The following is a 12,347-nucleotide window of genomic DNA, read 5'->3' on the forward strand; positions in this document are numbered from 1 at the left end:
CCTCGCCGTTTACTTCGCGGCGTAGTGCTTCTCGATGGCGCCGAGGGTGATCGGGTCGATCTCGGCATTCTCGGCGCCGGCGATCAGCTTGCGCTCGGCGAGCACCTGCTTGATGGCGAGGCGGGCGTCGGCGCTGAGCTGCTCCGGTGTATCGCGCAGGATGACCTCCAGATCGACGTCGCGCATCTCGAAGGCCGCGACGAGGCTGTTCACCGCCTGCTCGACATTCTTGACGATGCCCTTGCCGCTTTGCTGCATCAGGCCGAATTTCAAGTTGCCGTAGCTGTCGCCAAGGTCGGCGGCCTGCTTGAAATAGCCGGCGGCGGATGCAAGATCCTGCGAAACGCCTTCGCCGGATTCCAGCATCAGGCCGAGATTGATCATGGCGTCGACGACGCCCTTTTCGGCGGCGAGGCGATAGAAGGCTGCGGCGCGTGCGTTGTCTTCGGCAATCAGGCTGCCGTCGTCGAAGAGCACGCCGAGATTGAAGGCGGCGGTCTCGTCGCCATTTGCCGCCGCCTTGTCGAACCAGCGCGCGGCTTCCTCGCCGTTGATGTCGGTGCCGATGCCGTCGCGATAGGCGACGCCGAGATTGTAGGCGCCGAGCATGTCGCCCATTTCGGCGGCCTTCTTGTAGTGGTTGAACTCGGCGACCGGATCGCCGCGCTTGCCGAGCATCGCGCCGTAGTTGACCATCGCCACGGTATGGCCGAGCGCGGCAGCCTCCGCATAGAGTTTCATGGCGTCGAGATCCTGGCCGGCGCGCTCCAGCGCCCGGCCGAGCTGGAAGGCCATGCGAGCGCCGCCGCCGGCATTATAGGCTTCGCGGCAGGCCGACAGCGCCGTGCCGATCCGGATGTCCTCACGGGCAACCGGCGCGAAGGCCGTGTTGCGCGTCATATCGTACTGGCTGCCGGCCGCCGCGTCGCACTGGGCTTCGATCGTGCTGGCCGACGCGCCGCCGGCGACGCCGGACAGAAGGACCGCGAAGAAAAGGGCGCGGCCAGCCGTCTTCATTCCATTGGATCGCATGAACATGATCCGTCTCCCTTCGTTGATGACCGCACCATAGAGGTCTGGCAAACCAAGGCTGTTTCCGCGGGAACAGAAAGCTGGAAGAGAGCGGAGCATAAGAATTGCAGGCGAGGTACATCCACCGCGCCCGCAAAATTCCTGTAGGACACCTTGCGGATTTGCCTTGGAAACTGCGTATAGAGAAGAGGGAGAGCATTTTCGCAGCCGGAAGGCGCAGCGGATGCTCAGGTTCAATTCCATGCCGCCGGGTTCGGCTGCGCGTGAAAGGCACGTCAATGGAAGCGCTCAAGGTTTTTCGTCCGGTCCGTCTCAGCCGCCGGCTCTTCATGGCCGGGGGCGCGCTCGCGCTGACGGGCATCGGTATCCGCGCCACCCAGGCGAACGCCGTGATCGGCAAGGCGGTGGAGATCACCGGCGAGGTCAACCGCAAGCAGGCAAACCTGCTGGAGGGTCTGAAGGCTGGCGCGAGCCTGATGGATCATGATTTCGTGACGACCGGCAAGAAGAGCTTTGCCGCGCTGGAGCTCGGCGAGGATACCAATCTTCTGCTCGGCAGCGAGACGGAGCTCCTGATCGACACCTTTATCGCCGGGCAGGGCGGCACGATCGAGCTCGGCACGGGGCAGATGATTTTCGACCGGCCGGAGGGCCTCGCCAAGATCGACCTTACCGTGCGCACCGCCTTCGGCATGATCGGCGTGCGCGGCACGAAGTTTTTCGCCGGTCCCAGCCGCGGTCCCTTCGCCGTGTTCGTCGAACACGGGCTCGTCGAGGTCTCCGGCGGCGGCGTCTCCAAGGAGGTCGGCCCCGGCCAGGGCGTCGAGATCGCTGCGCCGGGCGCAGCTCCCGGCGAGGTCACGCAATGGGGCGAGGCCCGCATCCGCGAGGCCTATGCGAGCGCCGGCGTCCGTTGATCGGGTATCAGGGAATGAGAGGGCTGCCGCATCTTCCCTTCTCTTCCCGGGGAAAAGGTGGCCCGAAGGTCGGGTAAGGGGGCGATGCAGCTGGAAACCTCGACTTCTCTAGCCTCCGGCATCCCCCTCCTCCGCCTGCCAGCCCCTTCTCCCTAAGGGGAGAAGGGGCTAAGCGGTAACGGCGTGCCATCCCTTCTGCGCTAATCCAATGTAAACAGCGCCATCGTGCCGAAGCCGCGGATCTCGTGTTCGCCGATGGCGCGTAGCGTGCGGCTGGTTTCCCCGGCCGCGCGCGGGCCGACGCAGATCTGCGTTCCCAGGAACTTGTTGGCGTCCTGAAGCCGCGCGGCAAGGTTCACCGCATCGCCATGGGCGGTATAGTCGAGCTTGCCGCCGGCGCCGACCTCGCCCAGCACAGCCATGCCCGTCTCGACGCCGATGCGCGTGCGCCCGAACTCCCGTTCGATAAAGAGGGGGCGGCGGCGCATCTCTTCGGTCAGGGCGCGGATCTCGTCGGCGCAGGCGAGCGCCTTGTCGACGTGGCGGTCAAGATCATCGGGTGCGTTGAAGAGCGCGTGCACCGCGTCGCCCACCACCTTGTCCACCATGCCGCCATGCTGCGCGACGAGCGCGTTCACCTCGGAAAAATAGATGTCGAGCAGTTTGACGAGGTCGTGCGGGCCGATTTTTTGCGCCAGCGTCGAAAACCCTTCGATATCGGTGAAGAGTGCCGTCACCTGCCGTTCCTCGCCGGCAACGCGGCCGAGGTCGGGATTGTCGATGTAGCGCGCCACGACGGATTGCGGCAGGTATTGCGCAAAGCGCTGCCGTGCCGTTGCTTCGGCGCGGCGCACATGGGCAAATTGCAGAAGGCCGGTGACCAGCGCCGCAGTAGCGACGACAAGCGCAACCCCGATCGCATCGGAGAGCAGCGCCGTGCGGGCATAAAGCAGAACCGAGGCCGTGAAGACGAGGCCGACCAGCGCGACACCGGCAAGAGCGGCGAAGAGCGGGCGGAGCCGTGCCGCCGCGAAGGCTGCCGCCGCACCGGCGAGGAAGGCGACGCCCGCCTCGAACGGCAGGAGCCCGAGATCGCGCGTCGGAATGTGGTCGGTGAGGATGGCGTTCGCGACATCCGCATGGATCTGCACGGACGGCTCGAGCGGCATGGAGGCGCTGGTCCTCAGCCCCCCGAGATTGGGCAGGCTGCTGCCAATCAGGACGACCCTGCCGGCGATCTTGTCTGCCGGCACCGCACCGGCCACGACATCACCGGCGGAAAAGGTGCGCGCGCGGATCGTCTCCGCATCGCTCGCCACAAAACGCAGGCTGCCGTCCTCGTCGAGCCGCAGGATACGGGCATCGTGCCGCAGCCAGACGGGATTGCCGCCGAGAACCGGCGTGCGCGCACCGGCCGCAAGCCGCGCTGCCTCCACGCCGAGTGCCGGATAGGCGGCATTGCCGACGATCGCGTAGGCCTGCACGCGACGCACCACGGCGTCCTCGTCGCCGACGAGGAAGGCCGCTGCCGCCGCTGACGACTTGTCCTGCAGGAAGGCGCAGGAGCTTTCCGTGCCGTCGATGAACCAGAGGTCGGGCACCGCGACAGGCCGTTGCAGCGCAAGCGCCGGCACGGGATGCGGCGCCCCGTCGGGCGTCTCGCCGATGAGGAAGCCGAGGATGGTCGGCGCCTTGGCGATTGCGCTGGCGAGCGCGGCATTTGCCGGTTCTTCCGGGGCGCAATCGGTGCTGAAGATGAAGTCGAAAGCGATGGCGGCGGGTTTGGCGGCGGCGAGGCGGTCGATGAGATCGGCCGTCTCGGTGCGCGTCCAGTCGCGGTTCGGCGCGGACTGAAACGCCTTTCGGTCGATGTCGACGACGACGATCCGGTCGCTCCCCTCAGGGGGTACGCCTTGCGTCAGCGCGTCGAAATAGAATTCACGTTGCCGCTCCAGCGCCGTCTCGCCGAGCGAAAACAGCGCCAGCGCTCCGGCAAGGCTCGCGATGAGGCCGGCGAGAAGGGGGCGGTATCGCTTGGCGATCATGATCGGCCGTTCCCGGCTGCTTAATCGTCATCCGGCTCGGCGATGTTTTGCAGCCGGCCGATATGGCAATGGATGATGCCGTCGTTGCGGCGGATGGCGCCGGCCTCCTGGAGCGCGAGGATCGAACGGTTGATCTTCGGCCGGCTGGCGCCGACGATGCTGGCGATCTCCGTCTGGCTCAGCGAAATCTGGAGATTTGCGCTTTCCGGCAGCTCCTCGCCATGGATGTTGCGCAGCGTCGCCAGGAAGAAGCGTGCGACGCGGGCGTCGAGATCGTAGAGCGCAATGGTCTCGAGCTGCTCCGTCGTCTCGCGCAGCTTGGTGCAGAGATAGTGGATGATCGCCTGCGCTGCCGTCGGGTTGCGCATCAGGATTTCCAGGAAATCCCGCTTGGAAATGACGTAGCCTTCCGTCGCGACGACGGCGGTGGCATCGGCCGAGCGTGGCTGGCCGTCGAGGATCGCCATTTCGCCGAGCACCGAGCCCGGTTCAAGCTGGCGCAGCGACAGTTCCTTGCCCTGCGGGGTGATCAGCGAAAGCTTGATGCGGCCGGTGACGAGCACGATGAGATAGGTGCCTTCATCGCCCCGCTGGAAGATCACCGTGCCGGCCGACCATTTGCGATAGGTGGCGATGCCGGCGATCTCGCCGAGCGTTTCCTTGCTGAACCCTTCGAAAATCGCAAAGGAACGCCAGAACGCGGCGCTTTTGTTGATCTCGTTCATATCCTGATGCCCCCGACCGCGCTGATGCAAAACGAAACGCGCCGCCTTGCCGAAATCTTCGCCCAGCCGCCGGACGCTTGCAACAGAAAAGAACGGAGAGTTCCGGGCAGGTCCTTGGGATTGCTGGGAGAGCGCCTACTGGCAGATACGGACGCGTTTGGTGATGGTCTTGCCATATGGGTTTTCCATGCGGATGCGCTTGGTGATGCAGGTCTGCTGATAGTGCCCGTAGTAGCCCTCACCATAGGACGTGCCGGCATGGCCGGGGGCGGTGAAAACGAAAGAGGCGGCGGCGATGGCGAGGGCGGCAAGATAGGGGCGCATGAAGGCTCCGGAAGGAGAGAGGCAGGATGTGACGCCCCCTTGTCGCATGGCGGGCGCCGCCTCTCTGTTTCGCCGGGAACAGGCACATCGTTCACAAAAAGAGAACGATCTGTAGTCTGATCGCCTGACTAGTTTGACGACCGAAAGCTGATATCTCTTTGCCAACGCAAACGCCAAGCCTCAGGAGCTTACCATGCAACAGAACGTCGTCGTCCTCGTCGGACGTATCCTTCTCGCCCTCATGTTCATCACGGCGGGCTATCCCAAGCTGATCGATCCCTCGGGCACCGCGGGCATGATCGCCGGCGCCGGCTTGCCGGCCGCGACCGCGCTCGCCTATCTCGCCGGCCTCTTCGAGCTTGTCGCCGGCCTCTTCATTCTCGTCGGTTTCCAGACTCGGATCTCTGCCTATCTTCTCGCCGCCTTCAGCGTGTTCACGGCACTCGTGTTCCACAGCGGCGCGATCAACGTTCCGGACTTTCCGGAAGGCGCAAACGGTCTTCTGACCCTCTTCAACGGCCTGATGATGTGGAAGAACATCACGATCGCCGGCGGCTTCCTCGTGCTCGCCGCCTTCGGCCCGGGCGCCTACTCGATCGACGCCCGCTCCGGCGCTGCCAGGACCGTCGCTGCTTAAGCGGAATACACCGATCCTCCAAAAGCCCTCTCCGGTTTCCGGGGAGGGTTTTTTGTTGCCGGGCTACGGGGAAAAATCCCGAACCGCTGGAAAGCGGAGGCTCTTGCTGCTATGCGCACGGGCGAACAGCCATGTGGGGAGATGCCGATGTTTTCCAATTCCTATCCGGACAAGAGCGTGATGGCGGAGCTGATGGCCCGCATGCTGTGGGAGATCAAGGCGGTGCATTTTCGCCCGGAGGAGCCCTACAAGCTCGCTTCCGGCATGGCCTCGCCGGTCTATATGGATTGCCGCAAACTGCTCTCCTATCCGCGCATCCGCTCCGCGATCATGGATTTCGCCGCCGCCACCCTCACGCGCGAGGTCGGCTTCGAGCGGATCGACGTGATTGCCGGCGGTGAGACGGCAGGTATTCCCTTCGCCGCGCTGCTCGCCGATCGCCTCGCTCTGCCGATGGTCTATGTGCGCAAGAAGCCGAAGGGCCACGGCCGCAATGCACAGATCGAAGGCGTGATGCCGGAGGGCGCCCGCGTGCTCGTCATCGAGGACCTGGTGACTGTCGGCGGCTCCATGTTCACCTTCATCGATGCGATCCGTGCCGCCGGCGGCGTGGTCGATCACGGCATGTCGCTGTTCTACTACGGCATCTTCAAGGAAGCCGAAGCGCGCTACGCCAATGGCGGCGTCAAGCTGCACCGCATCGCCACCTGGCAGGATGTACTCGCCGTGGCGCGCGCGGAAAAACTCTTCGACGACGCAACGCTCGCCTCCGTCGCCGCATTTTTCGATGCGCCGCTCGCCTGGTCCGCCGCCCATGGCGGTGTCGCGGAACTGCCGACGTCGTAAAAGCCTCTGGCGCTTTTCGCCGGGATCGTTTAAATCGATTGAAAATCTCCTGGGAGGACCGGTATGATCCTGTGTTGTGGTGAAGCGCTGATCGACATGCTGCCGCGGACGACGACGCTGGGCGAGGACGCCTATGCGCCCTATGCCGGCGGGGCGATCTTCAACACGGCGATCGCGCTCGGCCGTCTCGGCGTGCCGACGGGCTTCTTCACCGGCCTTTCCGACGACATGATGGGCGACATCCTGCGCAAGACGCTGGCGGAAAGCGGCGTGGACTACAGCTATTGCGCAACGCTGTCGCGCCCGACCACGGTCGCCTTCGTCAAGCTCGTGCATGGCCACGCTTCCTATGCCTTCTACGACGAGGGCACTGCCGGTCGCATGATCACCGAGGCCGAGCTACCGGCGCTTGGCGACGATTGCGAGGCCCTGCATTTCGGCGCGATCAGCCTGATCCCGGAACCTTGCGGCTCGACCTACGAGGCACTGCTTGCCCGTGAGCACGAAAAGCGCGTCATCTCGCTCGATCCGAACATCCGCCCCGGCTTCATCAAGGACAAGGACGCCCATATGGGGCGTATCCGCCGCATGGCTGGTATGGCCGATATCGTAAAGTTCTCCGACGAAGATCTTGCCTGGTTCGGGCTTGAAGGGGACGAGGATGCGCTGGCTCGCCATTGGCTGCACCATGGCGCAAGGCTGGTCGTTGTGACGCGTGGCGCGGAAGGCGCGGTCGGTTACACCGCCGACCACAAGGTCGTCGTGCCGAGCGAGCGCGTCACGGTGGTCGATACGGTCGGTGCGGGCGATACGTTCGATGCCGGCGTGCTGGCCTCGCTGAAGATGCAGAACCTCCTCACCAAGGATCAGGTGGCGAAGCTTTCCGAAGACCAGATCGCCAAGGTGCTGGCGCTCGGCGCGAAGGCGGCGGCTGTCACGGTGTCGCGCGCCGGGGCGAACCCGCCCTGGGCGAAGGAAATCGGGCTCGCCTGAGCCTTCATTCACCTGTCATCGCAGCATGGTCAAAGGGGCCATGCTCGACCATACCGCTCCAGATTCTCTCCCTCTTGCCCGCTCCGATGGACGGGCTCCGACCATCCTCGTCGTTACGGATGCCTGGCGGCCGCAATTGAACGGTGTGGTGCACACGCTCGAAGAGCTGGCCCGCTCGATGGCGGAAGAGGGCGTCGATGTCGTCTTCCTGACCCCGCAGGAATTCACGACGGTGCCGTTGCCGTCCTATCCGGAGATCCGGCTGGCGATCACCTCCAGGCGCCGCGTGCTCGCCGAGATGGAGAAGGTTGCGCCCGACTATATCCACATCGCCACCGAGGGGCCGCTCGGCATGGCGGCGCGTGCCGCCTGCCTCGAACGTCAGCTACCCTTCACCACGGCCTATCACACGCGTTTTCCCGAGTTCATCAGTGCACGCCTGCCCATTCCCGAAAGCGTCAGCTACTGGTGGCTGCGCCGCTTCCACAATGCCGGTGACGGCATGATGGTGGCGACCAAATCGCTCGCCGCGGAAATGGCCGCACGCGGCTTCGTGCGCATCAAGCGCTGGTCGCGCGGTGTGGATACGAAACTGTTCGATCCGGCCAAGCGCCGCGACCTCGGCCTGCCGCGGCCGATCTTCCTGAATGTCGGGCGGGTTGCGGTGGAGAAGAACCTGCCGGCCTTCCTCGGTCTCGACCTGCCGGGCAGCAAGGTCGTCGTCGGCGACGGGCCGGATCTCGCAACGCTGCGCCAGCGCTATCCGGATGTGCATTTCCTCGGCCGCAAGACCGGCGAGGACCTGGCATCGGTCTATGCCTCGGCCGACGTCTTCGTCTTCCCGAGTCGCACCGATACGTTCGGCAACGTCATGCTGGAGGCGCTGGCAAGCGGCGTTCCCGTCGCCGCCTTCCCGGTGACGGCGCCGCGCGACGTTCTGGGCGAGGGCGGCGCCCTGTCGGAAAATCTTCGCGAAGCCGCCCTCGCCGCCCTTGATGTCCCGAAGGACGCCGCGCGCGGCCGTGCCATGACCTACAGCTGGCGCGCCTGCGGTCGTGAATTTTTCAGCAATCTCACCCGCGTGCCGCGCGATGCATTCGCGGCACGCCGTCTCAGCCTTCGTTAGTTCGCCGCTTTCAGGAGCGCGGCGACGAGGCCAGCCGTCGACGAATCGTGGCCGGCAGCACTTTCCTTGCCCTCCACGACCGGCAGCAGCCCGGTCGCCAGTTCCTTGCCGAGCTCCACGCCCCACTGGTCGAAGGAGTTGATGTTGAAGAGCGCGCCTTCGACGAAGACGCGGTGCTCGTAGAGCGCGATCAGGCGGCCGAGCGCGAAGGGCGTCAGGCTGTCGTGCACCATGGTGATCGACGGCCGGTTGCCGTCGAAGACGCGGTGCGGCGCGATCCTGTCCGCCTTCGCCTCGTCCATGCCCTTGGAGGTGAGCTGCGCCTTGGCCTCCTCGAGCGTGCGGCCCTTCATCAGCGCTTCGGACTGCGCCAGGCAATTGGCGATGAGGAGCTGGTGCTGGTGGCGCAGGTTCTTTTCATGGCCGTTGGCGGCGATCATGAATTCGGCCGGGATGATCGAGGTGCCCTGATGGATGAGCTGGTAGAAGGCGTGCTGGCCATTGGTGCCGGGTTCGCCCCAGACGACCGGACCGGTCTTGTACTTGACCGGTTCGCTGTCGAGGGTCACGGACTTGCCGTTCGATTCCATGTCGAGTTGCTGGAGATAGGCCGGGAAGCGCGACAGGCGCTGGTCGTAGGGCAGAATGGCGCGCGAGGGATAGTTCAGCACATTGCGGTTGTAGAAGCCGATGAGCCCGAGCAGCATCGGAATGTTCTCGCGGATCGGCGCCTCGCGGAAATGCGTGTCGATGACATGGGCACCGGCGAGGAATTCGGCAAAGTTCTCCTTGCCGATGGCGATCATCAGCGGCAGGCCGATGGCCGACCAGATCGAATAGCGCCCGCCGACCCAGTCCCAGAAGCCAAAGACGCGGTCGGCGCCGATGCCGAAGGCCGAGACCTTGTCGAGCGCCGTGGAGACCGCGCAGAAATGGTGGCCGACAGCAGCGTCGCCGAGCGCATCGACGATGAATTTGCGGGCCGTCGCGGCATTGGTCATCGTCTCGATCGTCGTGAACGTCTTGGAGGCGACGATGAACAGCGTCGTTTCCGCGTCCAAAAGCTTCAGCGTATCGGCGATATGCGCGCCGTCGATGTTGGAAACGAAGTGCAGCCGCGGGCCGTCGTGGTAGGGCGCCAGCGCCAGCGTCGCCATGACGGGGCCGAGGTCCGAGCCGCCGATGCCGATATTGACGACGTCGGTGATCGTCTTGCCCGTCGCACCCTTCAGCGCGCCGGAACGGATGCCGTCGGCGAAAGCGCCCATGGCGTCGAGCACGGCGTTGACGTCCGGCATGACGTCCGTGCCGTCGACGAGGACGGGTGTGTTCGAACGGTTGCGCAGCGCGGTGTGCAGCACGGCGCGCTCTTCCGTGATGTTAATGATCTCACCGGAGAACATGGCGTCGCGCTTCTTTTCGACGCCGGCATCCTTCGCCAGCGCCTCCAGCGCGTCGAGCACGGCGTCGTTCACCGCGCATTTGGAATAGTCGAAGAGGAAGTCGCCGAGTGTGGTGCTGTAGCGCGAGAAGCGCTGCGGGTCGGCCGCGAAGGCGGCGCGGATGTCTGTGGCGTTGGTGTCGCGGACGATGGATTTCAGCTTTTCGACAAGCGCGTTCATCGGCGTGGTCCTTGGCTTTTGACGATGCCGCTAGCTAGTCGCTTTGTCCTATCCAAATCAAGACCGCAAAGGTCACTCTCCCGAAAAAATTAAATCGGTTTAACTCTCGCTCGATCAGCCCCGCAAATCCTTGCGCAATATCTTGCCAACATTGGATTTCGGCAGTTCGGTGCGGAACTCGATGAACTTCGGTCGCTTGTAATTGGTAAGGTTTGCCGCGCAATGGGCCTTCACGTCTGCCGCCGTCAGTGCCGGGTCCCTCTTCACGACGAAGAGTTTCACTGCTTCGCCAGAGTGCTCGTCCGGCACGCCGATCGCTGCGCATTCGAGGATGCCCGGAAGCGACATTGCGACTTCCTCCACCTCGTTGGGGAAGACGTTGAAACCAGAGACGAGGATCATGTCCTTCTTGCGGTCGACGATCTTGGTGAAGCCTTCCGGCGTCATGAAGCCGATATCGCCGGAACGGAAGAAACCATCCGGCGTCATCACCTTGGCCGTCTCGTCCGGCCGCTGCCAGTAGCCGGCCATGACCTGCGGGCCGCGAATGCAGATTTCACCGACCTCTCCGAGGCCGAGTGTCCTGCCATCGTCGTCGCGGATCTCGATGTCGGTGGAGGGGAGGGGCAGGCCGATCGTTCCCGTGAATTCCGGCTTGTCGAAGCGGTTGGCGGTCGCGACAGGCGAGGTTTCCGAAAGGCCGTAACCCTCGGTGATCGCGCAGCCCGTCATCGCCTGCCAGCGTTCGGCGACCGGCCGTTGCACCGCCATGCCGCCGCCGAGCGTCAGCACCAGTTCGGAAAAGTCGGCTTTCGAAAAATCCGGATTGTTCATCAGCGCGTTGAACAGCGTATTGAGGCCCGGGAAGATGTGCACCCGGATCTTGGCCAGCTCCTTGATGAAGGCCGGGATGTCGCGTGGATTGGCGATCAGCACGTTGTGGCCGCCGAGCGCGATGCCCATCAGCCCGTTCACCGTCAGCGCGAAGATGTGGTAGAGCGGCAGCGCGCAGATGAAGACGAGCTGGTCCGGCCGCTTCTTGGTGCGGAAGGTCGGCTCGATCCACACTTTGATCTGCTCCATGTTGGAGAGCAGGTTGGAGTGGGTCAGCGTCGCCCCCTTGGAGACGCCAGTCGTGCCGCCGGTATATTGCAGGAAGGCGGTATCGTCAGGCCCGATGCTGACCGGTTTGATGCGGCCACGCGCACCTTCCGCCATCACCTGGGTAAAGGGGATATGTCCCGGCAGCGACCAGGCCGGCACCAGCTTCTTCACCCGGCGCACGACGAGGTTGACGATCAGTCCCTTCAGCCCGAGCATGTCGCCCATCGTGGTGACGACGACGTGTTTGACCGCCGTCCGCGCGACGACCTGTGCGACGGTACTAGCGAAATTCTCCAGCACGAACAGTGCTTTGGCGCCGGCATCCTTGAGCTGGTGCTCGAGCTCGCGTGGCGTATAGAGCGGATTGACGTTCACCACCACGAGGCCGGCGCGCAGAATGCCGAAGATGATGACGGGATTTTGCAGGATGTTGGGCATCATCACCGCGACCCGGTCGCCCTTTTCCAGCCCTCGTGCCTGCAGCCAGACGGCGATCTTCGCCGAGGCCAGTTCGAAGTCCCGGAAGGTCAGTGTCTTGCCCATGCTGGTGAAGGCCGGGCGGTCGGCGTATTGCGCGCAGCAGCTTTCGACAAGCGCGCCGATGGAGGTGTGGCCGAGCGGCGCGATCTGCCCTGCCATGCCCTCCGGATAGGAGGCCAGCCAGAACCGGCCGGAGGGCTCAGTGGAAGGGGCTTCGATCGTGGCGGTCATGCATGCTCCTCCTCGTTGCGCGCAGGGCGTCATCCGTCCCGTCGGCGCGAACGGTCCTCCAACCATTCGTAGGGACAAGATGATGCTTTTGAAAGGCGCCATCAAGAGACATCGCTATATTACATTGACGTAAACGTCAATAAATGCAGGCAGCTTCCCGCTGCGCTCCCCACGATTCTGCTGTGCCTGCGGCGTCTCAGCGCGCCTTCGCCGAAAAAACCGCGTATATGTTTAACATTCTTGGGCTACACATTATCTAGGTTGC

General features: G+C 64.2%; 11 protein-coding genes. 5 read left to right on the forward strand and 6 right to left on the reverse strand.

The features are described from left to right. Positions 1-9 precede the first annotated feature (9 nt). Positions 10-1,038: a tetratricopeptide repeat protein gene (locus P9A16_RS12955; protein ID WP_023516361.1), complete on the reverse strand. Its 1,029-nt coding sequence runs from the start codon at positions 1,036-1,038 to the stop codon at positions 10-12. 272 nt (positions 1,039-1,310) lie between these two features. Between P9A16_RS12955 and P9A16_RS12960 the strand changes: the two genes are divergently transcribed. After that, entirely contained in the window at positions 1,311-1,949 is a 639-nt protein-coding gene (locus tag P9A16_RS12960) for a FecR family protein (RefSeq protein ID WP_023516360.1), read from the forward strand. Positions 1,950-2,149: 200 nt separating this feature from the next. Here the strand turns inward: P9A16_RS12960 and P9A16_RS12965 are convergent, their stop codons facing one another. The 3 genes from P9A16_RS12965 to P9A16_RS12975 form a co-directional block, all read right to left on the reverse strand. Then, complete coding sequence (locus P9A16_RS12965; protein WP_371260030.1) at positions 2,150-3,991, reverse strand: CHASE2 domain-containing protein; 1,842 nt, start codon at positions 3,989-3,991, stop codon at positions 2,150-2,152. A gap of 23 nt (positions 3,992-4,014) precedes the next feature. Continuing rightward, entirely contained in the window at positions 4,015-4,719 is a 705-nt protein-coding gene (locus P9A16_RS12970; RefSeq protein ID WP_023516358.1) for a Crp/Fnr family transcriptional regulator, read from the reverse strand. Between the two features lie 135 nt (positions 4,720-4,854). After that, on the reverse strand, positions 4,855-5,043 hold the full coding sequence (locus tag P9A16_RS12975) for a hypothetical protein (RefSeq protein WP_023516357.1): 189 nt from the start codon (positions 5,041-5,043) through the stop codon (positions 4,855-4,857). A 193-nt stretch (positions 5,044-5,236) separates the two neighbouring features. On the opposite strand from P9A16_RS12975, the gene P9A16_RS12980 reads away from it, so the two are divergent. The 4 genes from P9A16_RS12980 to P9A16_RS12995 all read left to right on the forward strand — a co-directional run bounded on the left by P9A16_RS12980 (position 5,237) and on the right by P9A16_RS12995 (position 8,645). Continuing rightward, entirely contained in the window at positions 5,237-5,680 is a 444-nt protein-coding gene (locus tag P9A16_RS12980) for a DoxX family protein (protein ID WP_024270215.1), read from the forward strand. A gap of 147 nt (positions 5,681-5,827) precedes the next feature. Beyond that, positions 5,828-6,526, forward strand: coding sequence for an orotate phosphoribosyltransferase (locus tag P9A16_RS12985; protein ID WP_024270214.1), 699 nt, complete (start codon positions 5,828-5,830; stop codon positions 6,524-6,526). A 63-nt stretch (positions 6,527-6,589) separates the two neighbouring features. Next, positions 6,590-7,519, forward strand: coding sequence for a carbohydrate kinase family protein (locus tag P9A16_RS12990; RefSeq protein WP_023516728.1), 930 nt, complete (start codon positions 6,590-6,592; stop codon positions 7,517-7,519). Between the two features lie 40 nt (positions 7,520-7,559). After that, positions 7,560-8,645: a glycosyltransferase family 4 protein gene (locus P9A16_RS12995; protein WP_023516727.1), complete on the forward strand. Its 1,086-nt coding sequence runs from the start codon at positions 7,560-7,562 to the stop codon at positions 8,643-8,645. Here the strand turns inward: P9A16_RS12995 and pgi are convergent. Both pgi and P9A16_RS13005 read right to left on the reverse strand, forming a co-directional pair. Beyond that, the gene (gene pgi, locus P9A16_RS13000) at positions 8,642-10,267 is read right to left on the reverse strand and encodes a glucose-6-phosphate isomerase (RefSeq protein ID WP_024270213.1); all 1,626 of its coding nucleotides are present in this window, start codon (positions 10,265-10,267) and stop codon (positions 8,642-8,644) included. The genes P9A16_RS12995 and pgi overlap by 4 nt on opposite strands. 114 nt (positions 10,268-10,381) lie before the next feature. Continuing rightward, positions 10,382-12,082 (reverse strand): long-chain-fatty-acid--CoA ligase, encoded by a 1,701-nt coding sequence (locus P9A16_RS13005; RefSeq protein WP_024270212.1) that lies wholly within the window; start codon positions 12,080-12,082, stop codon positions 10,382-10,384. Between the last annotated feature and the right edge of the window lie 265 nt (positions 12,083-12,347).

Source organism: Shinella sp. 838 (assembly GCF_029623935.1).
GTDB lineage: Bacteria > Pseudomonadota > Alphaproteobacteria > Rhizobiales > Rhizobiaceae > Shinella.